The sequence below is a fragment of the Streptomyces sp. NPDC102259 genome (assembly GCF_044766465.1).
In the GTDB taxonomy this organism is placed as follows: Bacteria; Actinomycetota; Actinomycetes; order Streptomycetales; family Streptomycetaceae; genus Streptomyces.
The window spans coordinates 470,002-484,535 of sequence record NZ_JBIWMA010000002.1 but is presented as its reverse complement, the minus strand read 5'-3'; the positions used below and the strand labels follow the sequence as shown (position 1 = coordinate 484,535).

The following is a 14,534-nucleotide window of genomic DNA, read 5'->3' as shown; positions in this document are numbered from 1 at the left end:
TTGAGCACATGAACATCCCGGCCGCCCTCCCATACGGGGCGGGCGGCCCTGATGCTCAGGCCGAATCCCTGGTCATCCCTCGTCCCGACGGTCCCACGGGCCCGGCACCCGCGCAGGCGTCCCGGTGAAAGTGGCCGATGTCATGCGCTCCGGACCCGCCGTCGCCGCTGTGACCTGCGGCAACGGCATTTCCAGGGGTGACTGTCAGTGGCGGGGTGCAGACTGGCCGGTGTCTGGGACAAGGACGTCAAAGACACGCGGAGGTGATCGGCATGACCGAGGCACTACTCGCCGTGGGCACGCGCAAGGGCCTGTTCATCGGGCGTCGGCGCGGTGGCGCATGGGAGTTCGACGAATCCCCCTACTTCAACGCACAGGCGATCTACTCGGTCGCCATCGACACCCGCGGCGACCGGCCGCGGCTGCTGGCCGGCGGCGACAGCGCGCACTGGGGCCCGTCGGTGTTCCACTCCGACGACCTCGGCCGGACCTGGACCGAACCGGCCGCGCCCGCCGTCAAGTTCCCGCAGGACACGGATGCCTCGCTGGAGCGGGTGTGGCAGCTGCACCCGGCGGCCGCCGAGCCGGACGTGGTGTACGCGGGCACGGAACCGGCCGCGCTGTACCGCTCGCGCGACCGTGGCGAGAGCTTCGAGCTGGTCCGGCCGCTGTGGGAGCACCCCACCCGCTCGAAGTGGGTGCCGGGCGGAGGCGGCGAGGGCCTGCACACGGTCCTCACCGACAGCCGCGACCCGCGGTCGGTGACGGTGGCCGTGTCGACGGCCGGGGTGTTCCGCACGAGCGACGGCGGCGCGAGCTGGGCGCCCGCCAACTCCGGTGTCTCCGCGGTGTTCCTGCCGGATCCCAACCCGGAGTTCGGCCAGTGCGTGCACAAGGTCGCCAGGGACGCGGTGGACCCGGACCGCCTCTACCTCCAGAACCACTGGGGGGTCTACCGGAGCGACGACAGCGGCGGGCAGTGGACCGACATCGGCGCCGGCCTGCCGTCCACCTTCGGCTTCGCCGTCGCCGCGCACCCGACGCTCGGGGACACGGCGTACGTGTTCCCGATCAACGCCGACGCGGACCGGGTGCCCGCCGACCACCGGTGCCGGGTCTTCCGCACCTCGGACGCGGGTTCGACCTGGGAGCCGCTCACGGCGGGCCTGCCGCAGGAGGACCATTACGGCACGGTGCTGCGCGACGCGCTCTGCACGGACGACGGGGATCCGGCGGGCGTGTACTTCGGCAATCGCAACGGCGAGGTGTTCGCCTCGGCCGACGACGGCGACAGCTGGCGGCAGTTGGCCTCGCATCTGCCGGACGTCCTGTGCGTACGGGCCGCGGTGGTCGGATGAGCCGACCCATGGGTGAGGGCCGGCCTGCCGGCCTTGGCCATCGGTTGATCACCGCCGTGCGTACGGCAGTAGGGTGACGCCGTGGCACCACGACCCTTGCATGAGATCGTCGAACCCGGCTGGGCGAAGGCCCTCGAACCCGTCGCCGGGAGGATCGCCGAGATGGGCGACTTCCTGCGCGCGGAGATCGCCGCGGGACGCACCTACCTCCCTGCCGGACAGAACGTCCTGCGGGCCTTCCAGCAGCCCTTCGACGACGTCCGCGTCCTGATCCTGGGGCAGGATCCGTATCCGACGCCCGGGCACGCGGTGGGTCTGTCGTTCTCGGTCGCCCCGGAGGTCCGTCCGCTGCCCGGCAGCCTGATCAACGTATACCGGGAGCTGAACACCGACCTGGGCCTGCCCCAGCCCTCCAACGGCGATCTGACGCCGTGGACGCAGCAGGGGGTGCTGCTGCTCAACAGGGCGCTCACCACGGCCCCGCGCAAGCCGGCCGCGCACCGCGGCAAGGGCTGGGAGGAGGTCACCGAGCAGGCGATACGGGCGCTGGCGGCGCGCGGCAAGCCTCTGGTGTCCGTCCTGTGGGGCCGCGACGCCCGCAACGCGCGTCCGCTGCTGGGCGATCTGCCCTCGGTGGAGTCCGCGCACCCCTCCCCCATGTCGGCGGACCGCGGCTTCTTCGGTTCACGTCCGTTCAGCAGGGCGAACGACCTGCTGGTCCGGCAGGGAGGTCAGCCGGTGGACTGGCGCCTGCCGTGACCGTCGGCGCCGGTCCGGGCGAGGGTCCGGGCCCGCGCGACGGCGCCGCGACCGGCTCCGGTGACGGCATCCTCGCCGTGGACTCGGGTGGTTCCGGTCTCCGGGTCGTCCTGGGCACCGCCGAGCGCGGCGCTCTCGCCCGGCGCTCGTCCCAGGTGCCCGTGCGCACCGGCGCACGGGGCATCGACCCCGCCCACCTGATGGCACAACTGACGCCGCTGGTAAGGGCGTTGTCGGCAGAGACCGGTGTCTCGCGGCCCGCCACGGCGGTCGTGGGCGCGGCGGGGCTCAGCACCTTGGGCGAGGCGCTGCGCGCCGAGCTCCCGGGCGCCCTGGCGCGGGAGTTCGGCGTCCGGACGACCGCGCTCGTCGCCGACGCCGTGACCGCCTACGTCGGCGCGCTCGGCCCGCGGCCGGGCGCCGTGGTGGCCGCGGGCACGGGCCTGATCGCGATCGGTACGGACCTGACGGCATGGCAGCGGGCCGACGGCTGGGGCCATCTGCTGGGCGACTGCGGCAGCGGCGCCTGGATCGGGCGGGCCGGTCTGGAAGCGGCGCTGCGCGCGTACGACGGACGTCCCGGCGGCTCGGCCGCCCTGTTGGTCCGGGCCGAGGAGCGGTTCGGGCCGATGAGCGGGCTGCCCGGCCGGCTCTACCCACGCCCGGACCGCCCGGCCGTGCTCGCCTCCTTCGCGCCGCAGGTGGCCGCCTGCGCCGAGGACGACCCGGTCGCCGCCGGCGTCCTGCGCGACGCGGCCCGGCACATGGCCGAGTCGGCCGCCGCCGTCTGCCCGGCCGACGGGGAGCCCCGCATCGCCCTCACCGGCGGTCTGTTCAGGATGGGCGACCCTCTCCTCGTCCCCCTGGAGGAGGAACTCGCGCGGCGGCTGCCGCATGCCCTGCGGGTGCCCGCCGAGGGCGATCCGCTGGACGGCGCCGTGCGCATCGCCACCGCACTCGCGACGGGCGCGCTCACGCTGCCGCGCGAGGAGAGTCTGTTCTCGGTGGAGAGCCCGGTGAACCCCATCTGATGCATCGTGCGTAGGGAACGTACGCCATGCCCCAAAAGGGGGATTACCGCCTTCGAGGGCAAGTCGCCTGGAAAACACGCTGATCACTTCTGATCCGTACGTAACTCATCAGACAAAACCGGACGGATACCGCTCACGTGCACCCTCCCCGAACAGGGGAGCCCAGGAAGCCAGTAACATGCGTCGCCATGAGCTCCCCCACTGGGCCCGCGTCCGGCCTGCCAGTACGAATGCCGCGGCCTCGCCAGCCCGGGCGGCACCGCCGACCCGAGCCGCTGGCGGCTCCCGAGGGCGCGCCCGCGCTCGTCCTCGCGGTGCCTGGTCCGCCGAGCGCCGCCACCCGCGGCCTCGCCGAGGAGATCGTGAGCATCGCCCGCTCCGAGCTGCCCGGCCTCGACGCGCGCATCGGCTACCTGGACGGGGACGACACCGGTTTCCCCACCCTGCAGTCCGTTCTCGCGCACGCCGCCGACGAACGCACCGCCCGCTTCGAGCAGGCCCGTGCCGCCGGACTGGACGTCAAGGAGCCCGACGGCCCGGTCGGCGTCGTCGTGCCGCTGCTGGCCGGCCCCGACGGCGCGCTGCTGCGCCAGGTCCGCCAGGCCGTCATGGAGAGCCGGATCGCGGCCGAGCTGACCGATGTGCTCGGCCCGCACCCGCTGCTCGCCGAGGCCCTGCACGTGCGGCTGTCCGAGGCGGGTCTGGCCCGCGCGGACCGCGCCCGGCTGTTCACCGTGGCCACGGCCGCGGACGGCATCATCCTCGCCTCCGTGGGCGGCGAGGAGGCCGTACAGGCCGCCGGGATCACCGGCATGCTGCTCGCCGCGCGCCTCGCCGTACCGGTGATGGCCGCGGCCCTCGACCAGGAGGGTTCCATCGCCTCCGTCGCGGAGCAGCTGCGCTCCTCCGGCTCCCAGCAGCTGGCGCTGGCGCCCTATCTGATCGGCCCGGAGATCGACGCCACGCTGATCGAGGAGGCGGCCAGGGAAGCCGGTTGCGCCGCCGCCGAGGCGCTCGGCCCGTACCCGGCCATCGGCAAGCTCGCGCTGGCCAAGTACACGACCGCCCTCGGTATCGCCCCGCCGCAGCCCCAGGGCGCGCCGGTCCGCTGAGCCGAACGCAAGGACGCCGTACGAACGAAGGGCCCGCTCCGGGTGAGGAGCGGGCCCTTCGCGTCACCGCGCCGGGTCGGCACGAGGGCCGGTCGGCAGCGCGGAACACCGGCTCCGAACGACGGCGCCGAACAGCGGCTCGGGTCAGCGGCTCGGGTCGGGGCGCGGGTCAGCGGTGCGGGTCAGCGGTGCGGGTCAGCGGTGCGGGTCAGCGGTGCGGGTCAGCCGAGGACGACGCAGGAGGCGGCGGGCACCGCGATCGAGCCGCCGCGCCGGGGCAGGCCGGTCGCGGGGTCGAGGGAGAACCAGGTGACGTCGCCCGAGCGTTCGTTCGCGACGTACAGGAAGCCGCCGGACTCGGCGACGGCCCGCGGCCAGTGTCCGGCGCAGGGCACGGTCCCGACGAGCCGCAGCGCCTCTCCCGCGCCCTCCACGGCGAACACGGAGAGCACGTCCTCGCCTCGGGTGGCGGTCCAGACGAACCGGCCGTCGGGCGAGACGACGAGCCCCGAGGGGTAGGCGTCCCCGGCCGGTGCGCCGGGCAGTACGGCGGCCTCGGCCAGCGGCTTCAGCGAGCCGTCCGAGGCGTCCCAGCGGCAGACGGTGACGGTCGGGGTGAGCTCGTTGACCACGTAGGCGTACCCGCCCCCCGGGTGGAAGGCCAGGTGGCGCGGCCCCGAGCCGGGTCGCAGCGCGTGCTCCCGGTGCAGGACGGGGCTGCCGTCGCGCAGGGCGCACACCCGCACGGAGTCCGTCCCGAGGTCCACGCTGACCGCCCAGCGTCCGCTCGGGTCGGGCTGCACCTGGTGGGCGTGCGGGGCCTGCTGGCGTCGCGTGTGCGGGCCCGAGCCGGTGTGCCGCAGGACGCCGGAGGCGACGCGGGCGAGGGTGCCGTCGGCGCGGACCGGGACGGCGCTGACGCTGCCGGAGCCGTAGTTGGCGGTGAGGACGTGCCCGTCGTACACGCTGAGGTGCGTGGGGCCGCTGCCGCCCACCGGCACGGGCGGCCCGGTCTGCTCCGGCGCGTCGCCCGTCACCCGGTACGCGGCCACCGCGCCGTCCGCCGTCTCGCTGACCGCGTACAGCGTGTCCCCGGTGGCCGACAGGGCCAGATACGAGGGGTCGGGGACGCCGTTCACGCTGCTCAGGACGGTCAGCGCGCCGCTGACCGGGTCCACGGCGGCGGCCACGATCCCGGGCCCTCCAGCCGCCGTGAACGAGCCGATGAACGCCCGCCGTCGCCTTCCGCCGAGGTCTGCCACCGCTGTCCCCTCCCGGGTCGCCGCTGTCGCTGCTGACGCTGCTGCTCGGGGTGACGGTAGCAGTCGATCACCAGCGGTCTAGACCAGGCGCGCTCGCTCGGCCGGGGGACGGCGCCCGGGCGGCGGGCCGCCGCTGCCGGCAGCCCGAACCAAGAACCCGGACCGGCAGCCCGGACCGACGGCCCGGACCGGCTCAGGCGCCGATCGGGACGCGGTCGGCGCCGCGAAGGGGCACGGCGAGTTCGAGGAGGGCCCGCTCCAGGGCGTGGAGGTGGGCCAGCACCGGCTCGGCCGCGGCGCCCGGCGGTACGGCTGCGGCTTCGGCCGGGCGCGGGCGGCCGTCGGTCGGCGGTGCGGTGAGCGCCTCGACCGCGGCCTCCACCCGCCAGCAGGCGGCGACGAGGCGGGCGTCGTGCGAGGCCTCGGGATCCGCGGCGACCGAGGCCAGCCCGCGCACCTCGCGGGCGCAGGCGTCGAGCAGCTCCAGCACATGCCGGGCCCTGCCCTTGCGCGCCCGCAGCGGGCTGAGCGGATGCACCAGCGGCGCCAGGGACAGCCGGACCCGGGCGAGGATCTGCTCCAGTTCGACCACCCGCCCGGCCGGGTCGGCCGCCGGGGAACCCGCGAGCCGGGCGGCGGCCTCGGCGGTGCAGAGGTGCACACAGCGCAGCGCGCGCTCCACCCAGGCGTCGGTGACGGAGTGCGTGGTCACCGGCAGCACCAGCAGCACCGCCAGCACGGCCCCCAGCGCCCCAACGGCCGTCTCGGTCACCCGCAGGGCGAGCAGTGCCGGGTCGAGCAGGCCGAGCAGCCCGTACAGCGCGCTCGCCATGAAGGTGACGGCGAGCATCATCCAGGTGTACGACACGGCGGCCGAGTAGAAGATCCCGAAGACGCCGACGGCGACGACCACGGCGGTCGCCACCGGCTCCCCGTGCAGGGGCAGGGCCACGGCCAGGCCCAGCACGATCCCGAGGACGGTCCCGAGGAATCGCCGGAACCCCCGCACGAGGGTCTCGCCGCGCGAGGTGGTGTTCACGAACACCCACCAGGTGGCGCCCACGGCCCAGTACCACCGCTGGTCCGACAGCGCCTGCCCGACGACGAGGGCGATCCCGGCGCCCACGGTGGCCTGCGCCGCCTGCCGCGTGGTGATCCGCGCCAGCCCCGTCCCGCTCGCGGGCGGGGCGACGGCCGCGGGCGCCGGGAGCCGGCGTTCGTAGGGCCACACCCCGAACCGCACCGCGGACGACGCGGCGATCGACAGCAGGACGGCAGCGCACAGCTCGGGCAGCTGACCGGGGACGGTGTGCAGGAACTGGGCGGCGAAGAAGGTCATGAACGCGAACACCCCGAGCGCGTGCCCGCGCGGCCCCCAGCGCCGCGCGTACACCCCGGCTCCGACCACGGCGAGGAAGGCCGCGTCACGGGCGACGGGCACCTCGTGCAGGAGGGCCGCGAGGGCGAGCACCGGCAGCCCGACGACCGGGAGCAGGGCGGTGGTCACGGCCTGTGCGCGCACCGTCGCGTCCGTCACGCTGAACAGCGCGAGCAGCGCGGCCAGACCACCGGTGATGGCCGCCACCAGCGAGTGTCCGGCCAGCCCGCACAGGACGACGGCGAGCCCGATGCCGAGCACGGCCCGGGAGGCGAACCGCAGTCGCACCCGTCCGGGATCCGGTGCCACGAACGCCCTTTTCAGCAAGCTGCCCCGCCCTTCCCCACCCTGACACGTCGCGGATGTACCGCGACATGAGAAAAGCGCCGCGGAGGTCCGCAGCGCCATCGACTCCGCCATTTGAGCATCCGGAGGGCTGCTGGTTCAACAGGGGCCGGTTTTACTGAGCCAATGGTCCAGTCAGGAATAGTTTCACCTGGCCATCAGGTTGCCAACGGCACACTCGCGCCGACGCCGGTACAGTCGGCGCTGATCACGAAACGTGCGAGGAGGCCCGCCGGATGGCCGTGGACGAGCTGGACACCCGCATCCTGCGCCTGCTGCTCGAGCAGCCGCGGACGAGCGTGCGGGAGTACGCCCGGCTCCTCGGCGTCGCGCGCGGCACCCTTCAGGCCCGCCTCGACCGACTGGAACGGGACGGCGTGATCACCGGCGCGGCGCCCTCGCTCTCCCCCGCCGCACTGGGCCACCCGGTGCTCGCGTTCGTGCACGTCGAGGTCACCCAGGGGCACCTCGACGACGTGGGCGACGCGCTGGCCGCCGTACCGGAGATCGTCGAGGCGTTCTCCATCACCGGCGGCGGCGACCTCATCACCCGGGTCGTGGCGCGCGACAACGGCCACCTGGAGGACGTGATCCAGAAGCTGATCAGTCTGCCGGGCGTGGTCCGCACCCGCACCGAGGTCGCGTTGCGCGAGCGCGTGCCGCACCGGCTGCTGCCGCTGGTGGAGTCGATCGGGCGAGGGGCCTCGAAGTAGCGCCCGCTTTCGCAACTTTCCGTCCCGTCAGGACCGTTGACGCTCCCCCGTCACACCTCTAACGTCTGGTCGACCATCCGTACGTCGTTCGTGATATCGAACGATGTCGATCACCTGTGGCCCGGAGGAGCAGCACATGGCACCGCCCCTCACCCGACGGATCCTTCTCCAGAGCGCGATGCTCGCGACGGCCGTTCCCGCGCTCTCCGCCACGGCCGCCGCGGGGGCCTCGGCGGCCGCGCTCCCGCCCTCGGCCGCCTGGTCCCTCCAGCCCTTCGGCCTCGAGGACGTCACGCTCGGCGCCGGCGTCTTCGCCGCCAAGCGGCAGCTGATGCTCGACCACGCCCGCGGCTACGACGTGAACCGGCTGCTCCAGGTCTTCCGCGCCAACGCCGGCCTCTCCACCTTCGGCGCGGTCGCCCCCGGCGGCTGGGAGGGCCTGGACGGGGAGGCCAACGGCAATCTGCGCGGCCACTACACCGGGCACTTCCTGACGATGCTCTCCCAGGCGTACGCGAGCACCGGCGAGCAGGTGTTCGCGGACCGGATCCGCACCGCGGTCGACGCCCTGACGGAGGCGCGCGAGGCCCTGCGGCACGACCCCGCCGTCCTGAGCACCGACGGGAGGTTCGGTACGGCCGTGGAGAACGTCCGCGGCTCCTACCGGTACGTCGATCTGCCCTCCGGCGTCCTCGGCGGCGCCACCGAGGTCACCCTCGCCGCCTGGGTGAAGCCCACCCATGACGCCGCCTGGACCCGGATCCTCGACTTCGGCAACGACACGACCCGCTATCTGTACCTGGCCGCCCGCAACGCGAACGGGGTGCCCCGGTTCGCCGTCACCACCGGCGGGCCGGGCGGTGAGCAGGGACTCGACGGCACGGCCGCGCTGCCCCTGAACCAGTGGAGCCACGTCGCGGTGACCCTCGCCGGGGGCACCGGCACGCTGTACGTCGACGGCACGGCCGTGGCCCGCAACACCGCCATGTCGCTCACCCCGGCCGCCCTCGGCACCCTCACCGGCCACTGGCTCGGCCGGTCCCACTACACCTCCGACCCCGTCTTCGCGGGCGCCTTCGGCGGCTTCGACGTCTGGTCGCGCGCGCTGACCGCCGACGAGGTCGCCGGGCTGCGCAGCGCCCGGGCAACCGGCGACCTGGCCTCGTACGCCTTCGACGAGACCTCGGGGAGCACCTTCGCGGACGCCTCCGGACGTGGCCTGACCGCCACCCTGCGCCGCACCTGGGACGGGCCCAGCCATCCCGGATTCCTCGCGGCCTACCCGGAGACCCAGTTCATCCAGCTGGAGTCGATGACCGGAAGCGACTACACGAAGGTGTGGGCGCCCTACTACACCGCCCACAAGATCCTCCGGGGCCTGCTGGACGCGTACCTGGCCACCGACGACGACCGCGCGCTCGATCTGGCGTCCGGGATGTGCGACTGGATGTACTCACGGCTGTCCAAGCTGCCCGCGGCGACGCTCCAGCGCATGTGGGGCATCTTCTCCAGCGGCGAGTTCGGCGGCATCGTGGAGGCGATCTGCGATCTGCACGCGCTCTCCGGCAGGGCCGAACACCTCGCGCTGGCCCGGCTGTTCGACCTCGACAAGCTCATCGACGCCTGCGCCGCCGACACCGACACGCTCGACGGACTGCACGCCAACCAGCACATCCCGATCTTCACCGGACTGGTCCGGCTGTACGACGCGACGGGCGAGGCGCGCTACCTCACCGCCGCGAAGAACTTCTGGCGCATGGTCGTACCGCACCGCATGTACGGCATCGGCGGCACCAGCACGGCCGAGTTCTGGAGGGCGAGGGACGTCGTCGCGGGGACGATCGGCGCGACCACCGCCGAGACGTGCTGCGCGTACAACATGCTCAAGCTGAGCCGGATGCTCTTCTTCCACGAGCAGGACCCGGCCTACATGGACTACTACGAGCGGGCCCTGTACAACCAGGTCCTCGGCTCCAGGCAGGACACCGCGGACGCGGAGAAACCGTTGGTCACGTACTTCATCGGGCTCACTCCGGGCCATGTGCGCGACTACACCCCCAAGCAGGGCACGACCTGCTGCGAGGGCACCGGCATGGAGAGCGCCACCAAGTACCAGGACTCGGTGTACTTCAGGGCGGCCGACGGCGGCGCGCTGTACGTCAACCTCTACAGCCCGTCCACGCTCACCTGGGCCGAGAAGGGCGTAACCGTCACGCAGAGCACCGACTTCCCGCGCGAGCAGGGCAGCACCATCACCGTCCGGGGACGCCGGGCCGCCTTCGCGCTGCGGCTGCGCGTGCCGTCCTGGGCGACGGCAGGCTTCGGGGTGACGGTCAACGGGCGGAAGGCCGGCGGGACGCCGGTGCCCGGCAGCTACTTCACGGTGTCCCGGACCTGGCGCGACGGGGACGTCGTCCGGGTGACGACGCCGTTCCGGCTGCGGGTCGAGAAGGCGCTCGACGACCCGTCCCTGCAGACCCTGTTCCACGGTCCGGTCAACCTCGTCGCCCGCAACTCCGCGACGACGTATCTGGAGTTCGGCCTCTACCGGAACGCGGCCCTCTCCGGCGACCTGCTGCCCTCCCTCACGCCGGTGAGCGGCAAGCCGCTGCACTTCACCCTCGACGGCACCGAGTTCGCCCCCTTCTTCGAGGGCACCGAGGATCCGACCCACGCCTATGTACGGCGGGCCGAGCCCACGATCGTCTTCGGCGCCGACGACTCGGGGGTGGCCAATCCGGCGAGGGCGGACGGCACCACCCTGCTCGACGAGGTGTGGGCGGGGGCGCCGTTCCGCGGGAAGCCGGCGCTGGTGGCGCGGGTGCGGACGGTGGTGGACGCCTGGGTGGCCGCGGGGCTGCTCGGCGCGGCCGACGGAGCGAAGGCGGTGAGCACCGCACGCGGGGCGACGTACGTGCGCTGACGGTGGGCGGGATCGCTACGACCGGCGGCGGGGCTTGCCGCCGCCGGTACCGCGCCGGCCGCCGCCGCCCTTCGCGCCACCGCCCTTGGCACCACTACCCTTGGCGCCACCGCCGCGACCTCGGCCACTCGCGGCCGTGCCCTTGCCCGCACCGGAGCCCGACTGCGGCTTACGGCGCTCACCCTTGCGCTCCGTCGCCGGAGCCTGCTGGGCGCGGCCCCGCGTGCTGTTGACGGTGCGGCCGCGGACGATGCCGATGAAGTCCTCGACCAGCTCGGTGGTCGCGTCCTCGGGCCAGGCGAGGCCGATGTCCGACCGGGGGGCGTCGACGACCGTGCGGTAGGTGAGGTCCTTGCGGTGGTGCAGGCGGGCCAGGGACTGGGGCACGACCAGCACGCCGATGTTCGCCGCGACCAGCTCGATCGCGTCCTCGGTGGTCGCCGGACGCTCGAAGGCGGCCTCGCCGGGCGGCCGCTCCCAGCCGAGGACGTCGTCCAGCGGGTGCAGGACCACCTCGTCGGCGAGGTCGGCCACCGTGACCTCCTCGGCCGCGGTGATCAGGTGGTCCCTGGGGACCACGACGACGGTGGTCTCCGTGTACAGGGGGATCGCGCTGAAGACCGTACGGTCGACCGGAAGCCGTACGAAGGCCGCGTCCGCGGCGCCCTCGCGCAGGACCTCGGAGGCCTCGGCGGGGGTCGCCTGGAGGAGGGTGAGGGGGGTGTCGGGCAGGCGCTCCGCCCAGATCCGCACCCACTTGGCGGGCGTCACTCCGGGGACGTACGCGAGCCGGAACGAGGGGGAGTCCGCCGAGTCGGTCATCCCGCCAGGCTACCGGCTGTGGTCGGAGGTCTCCGCCGCGGCCGATACCCTGGACTGTATGAAGTCCCAGCAGAGCACCCAGACGATGAAGCCCGCCACCGCGGCGAAGAAGCTGGGTGTGCACCTCCCCGCCACGCCCGCCGAGTTCCAGGAGGGCGTCGTCTCGCGCGCCGAGCTGACCGAGCTCCAGGCGAACCCGCCCGAGTGGCTGATCAAGCTGCGCGAGACCGGCCCGCACCCCCGTCCGGTGGTCGCGGCCAAGCTGGGCGTCTCCATCGCGGGCCTGGCCCGCGGCGGGGTGACCGAGGCGCTCACCACCGAGCAGATCGAGGCCGTCAAGGACGCCAGGCCCGAGTGGCTGGAGAAGGAGCGCGCCACGCAGGCCGAGGTCCGCAAGGAGACCGTCCGCATCAAGAAGCGCAACGCGGAGCGAGCCGAGTCCTGACCCCGGTCAGCGGCGCGGCACGAGGATGCTGAGGGCGTTGGCGCAGACGACGGCGGCGATCGCCGACCAGTCGACGAGACCGAGGTCCTGCCCCAGCCCGAACCGGCCGACCAGCGCGGCGAGCACCGGGTTGACGCTCATGAACAGGCCGAACGCGGCGGCGGGCACATGCCGCAGCGTGAACAGATCGGCCAGGTAGGGCACCGCGGAGGAGAGGACCCCGGCGGCCACGGCGTAGCCGACGCACTGGACGGTCGGCGGGTGGCGCAGGACCAGGACGACGCCGACCGGCAGGAACAGCACGGCGGAGACGGTCGCGGCGGCCGCCGCGCCCTGCGCGCCGGGGATCCGTCGGCCGACCGTGCGGTTGAGCAGGATGTACGACGCCCAGCAGACGGCGGCCAGCAGGCCGAGCCCCATCCCCAGGTAGTCGGTGGTGGGCTGCGGGCGCATCAGGGTGACCGCGCCCGCCGCCGCGATCAGCGCGCAGCAGGCGTCGACCCGGCGGCGCGCGGCGGCCAGCGCGATGGTCAGCGGCCCGAGGAACTCCAGGGTCACCGCGAGACCGAGGCCGATGCGGTCGATGGCCGTGTAGAGCGACAGGTTCATCGTCCCGAAGACCAGCGCCAGCAGCAGGACCGGACCCCACTGCCGCCGGGTGAAGGACCGCAGCCGGGGGCGGCCCACGGCCAGCAGGACGAGCGCGGCGACGTACTGGCGTACCGCGACGACCCCCGTGGGACCGAGCACGGGGAACGCGAGGGAGCCGATCGCGGCGCCCGTCTGGTTGGACAGACCGCTGCCGACCATGGCGCCCGCCCCGGCGAGTCGCCGCCGGCTCCCGGACTCGGGTACGGGAAGGGCGACGGGACCCGCCGCGGGGACGGTCGACGAGGGGGCGGTCGACGGGGGCGCGGGTATGGGCACGGTCGGCATGCCCGGATCGTCCTCCCGGTCCGGCCTTGCGCAAAATGCATGACCAGCTCCATCTATACGATGACGTCATGGACAGGAGCGATCGGGGGCCGGGCGTGGAGCTCAGGCAGCTGCGGTGTCTGGTCGCGATCATCGACGAGGGCGGTTTCACCGACGCCGCCGCGGTGCTCGGAGTCTCCCAGGCGGCGGTGTCCCGAACCCTTGCCTCGCTCGAACAGGCCCTGGGGGTAAGGCTGTTGAGGCGCACCTCCCGGGTGGTGGCGCCGACCGCGACCGGGCTGCGGGTGGCGGCGCACGCGCGACGGGTGCTCGGCGAGGTGGACGCCCTGGTGCAGGACGCGGCCTCCGGGCACACCCGGCTGCGCATCGGCTACGCCTGGTCGGCGCTCGGCCGCCACACCCTCGCCTTCCAGCGTCAGTGGGCGGTGCGGCGCCCTGGGACGGAGCTCCGGCTGGTGCGTCTGAACTCCGCCAGCGCCGGTCTCGCGGAGGGCGCCTGCGACCTGGCGGTGGTGCGCAGGCCGCTGGAGGACCGGCGGTTCGACGCGGCGATCGTCGGCCTGGAACGGCGGCTGTGCGCGCTGGCCGCCGACGATCCGCTGGCGCGGCGCCGCTCGGTGCGGCTGGCCGACCTCGGCGTACGGACCCTCCTGGTCGACCGTCGTACCGGCACCACCACCGCCGAGCTGTGGCCGCCCGACGCGCGCCCCGCCACGGAGGAGACCCATGACGTCGACGACTGGCTGACGGTGATCGCCACCGGCCGCAGCGTCGGGATGACCGCCGAGGCGACCGCCGACCAGTACCCGCGGCCCGGCGTCGTCTACCGGCCGGTGCGGGACGCCGAGCCCGTCGCCGTCCGTCTGGTGTGGTGGCGCGACGACCCGCACCCGGCGGCCCAGGCCGTCATCGAACTGCTCACCACGCTGTATCGCACGCAGTGAATCCCGGAGTCGCCCGGGGCCCGTAGCCTTGACTACCATCTGGGCAGGTTCACCGACGTGGGTGTTTCGAGGTTGCTGGGGGTTGGGATGGTTGCTGGTCGTGTGGTGCGCTTCGACAGTCAGCGGGGCTACGGCTTCATCGCTCCCGACGACGGCGGGGAGGATGTCTTCCTGCACGTCAACGACATGCTGATGCCCGAGTCGCAGGTGCGCCGGGGCATCGTGGTGGAGTTCGAGATCGAGGACGGCGAGCGCGGTCCGAAGGCGTCCGACGTACGGCTCGCGCGGGGTGCGGACGGCAAGCCGCTGGCCGCCGACGACGACGTCCTGTGCGATGTGCTGAGCACCGAGGAGTTCACCCGGGACGTCACCGAGACGCTGCTGACGGCGGCGCCCTCGCTCACCGGTGAGCAGATCGTCCAGGTGCGGGCCGGCCTGGCGCAGTTCGCGAAGAACCACGGCTGGGTCGAGGGCTGACGCCCCGGGCCGGCCGAGGGCGCGCGAGG

General features: G+C 73.7%; 13 protein-coding genes. 9 read left to right on the top strand and 4 right to left on the bottom strand.

The annotated features are described in order from the left end of the window. Positions 1 to 272 precede the first annotated feature (272 nt). The 4 genes from ACIRPU_RS06660 (at position 273) to ACIRPU_RS06645 (ending at position 4,260) form a co-directional block, all read left to right on the top strand. Complete coding sequence (locus tag ACIRPU_RS06660) at positions 273 to 1,358, top strand: WD40/YVTN/BNR-like repeat-containing protein (RefSeq protein ID WP_403862573.1); 1,086 nt, start codon at positions 273 to 275, stop codon at positions 1,356 to 1,358. 81 nt (positions 1,359 to 1,439) lie between these two features. Further along, positions 1,440 to 2,117, top strand: coding sequence for a uracil-DNA glycosylase (locus ACIRPU_RS06655; RefSeq protein ID WP_403862570.1), 678 nt, complete (start codon positions 1,440 to 1,442; stop codon positions 2,115 to 2,117). Next, complete coding sequence (locus ACIRPU_RS06650) at positions 2,114 to 3,148, top strand: N-acetylglucosamine kinase (RefSeq protein WP_403862567.1); 1,035 nt, start codon at positions 2,114 to 2,116, stop codon at positions 3,146 to 3,148. The genes ACIRPU_RS06655 and ACIRPU_RS06650 overlap by 4 nt, the downstream gene beginning before the upstream one ends. A 188-nt stretch (positions 3,149 to 3,336) precedes the next feature. Beyond that, positions 3,337 to 4,260 (top strand): hypothetical protein, encoded by a 924-nt coding sequence (locus ACIRPU_RS06645; protein ID WP_355701944.1) that lies wholly within the window; start codon positions 3,337 to 3,339, stop codon positions 4,258 to 4,260. Between the two features lie 221 nt (positions 4,261 to 4,481). On the opposite strand, the gene ACIRPU_RS06640 is transcribed toward ACIRPU_RS06645, so the two are convergent. Both ACIRPU_RS06640 and ACIRPU_RS06635 read right to left on the bottom strand, forming a co-directional pair. Next, complete coding sequence (locus ACIRPU_RS06640; RefSeq protein WP_403862563.1) at positions 4,482 to 5,522, bottom strand: lactonase family protein; 1,041 nt, start codon at positions 5,520 to 5,522, stop codon at positions 4,482 to 4,484. A 193-nt stretch (positions 5,523 to 5,715) separates the two neighbouring features. Then, positions 5,716 to 7,227, bottom strand: a complete 1,512-nt coding sequence (locus ACIRPU_RS06635; RefSeq protein WP_403862560.1) for an FUSC family protein — start codon at positions 7,225 to 7,227, stop codon at positions 5,716 to 5,718. A gap of 254 nt (positions 7,228 to 7,481) precedes the next feature. On the opposite strand from ACIRPU_RS06635, the gene ACIRPU_RS06630 reads away from it, so the two are divergent. Next, a complete protein-coding gene (locus ACIRPU_RS06630; protein WP_384123971.1) occupies positions 7,482 to 7,958 on the top strand; it encodes an Lrp/AsnC family transcriptional regulator in 477 nt (158 codons plus the stop codon). A 136-nt stretch (positions 7,959 to 8,094) separates the two neighbouring features. Next, positions 8,095 to 10,881: a beta-L-arabinofuranosidase domain-containing protein gene (locus tag ACIRPU_RS06625; protein ID WP_403862557.1), complete on the top strand. Its 2,787-nt coding sequence runs from the start codon at positions 8,095 to 8,097 to the stop codon at positions 10,879 to 10,881. A 15-nt stretch (positions 10,882 to 10,896) separates the two neighbouring features. Here the strand turns inward: ACIRPU_RS06625 and ACIRPU_RS06620 are convergent, their stop codons facing one another. Further along, positions 10,897 to 11,703 (bottom strand): LysR family substrate-binding domain-containing protein, encoded by an 807-nt coding sequence (locus ACIRPU_RS06620; protein ID WP_403862554.1) that lies wholly within the window; start codon positions 11,701 to 11,703, stop codon positions 10,897 to 10,899. A gap of 58 nt (positions 11,704 to 11,761) precedes the next feature. On the opposite strand from ACIRPU_RS06620, the gene ACIRPU_RS06615 reads away from it, so the two are divergent. Continuing rightward, on the top strand, positions 11,762 to 12,148 hold the full coding sequence (locus ACIRPU_RS06615; RefSeq protein WP_355701950.1) for a DUF5997 family protein: 387 nt from the start codon (positions 11,762 to 11,764) through the stop codon (positions 12,146 to 12,148). A gap of 6 nt (positions 12,149 to 12,154) precedes the next feature. On the opposite strand, the gene ACIRPU_RS06610 is transcribed toward ACIRPU_RS06615, so the two are convergent. Then, complete coding sequence (locus tag ACIRPU_RS06610; RefSeq protein ID WP_403862551.1) at positions 12,155 to 13,084, bottom strand: EamA family transporter; 930 nt, start codon at positions 13,082 to 13,084, stop codon at positions 12,155 to 12,157. Between the two features lie 68 nt (positions 13,085 to 13,152). On the opposite strand from ACIRPU_RS06610, the gene ACIRPU_RS06605 reads away from it, so the two are divergent. Both ACIRPU_RS06605 and ACIRPU_RS06600 read left to right on the top strand, forming a co-directional pair. After that, on the top strand, positions 13,153 to 14,028 hold the full coding sequence (locus tag ACIRPU_RS06605) for a LysR family transcriptional regulator (protein WP_403862548.1): 876 nt from the start codon (positions 13,153 to 13,155) through the stop codon (positions 14,026 to 14,028). Between the two features lie 87 nt (positions 14,029 to 14,115). After that, the gene (locus ACIRPU_RS06600) at positions 14,116 to 14,505 is read left to right on the top strand and encodes a cold shock domain-containing protein (RefSeq protein ID WP_355701952.1); all 390 of its coding nucleotides are present in this window, start codon (positions 14,116 to 14,118) and stop codon (positions 14,503 to 14,505) included. The last annotated feature ends 29 nt before the right edge of the window (positions 14,506 to 14,534 follow it).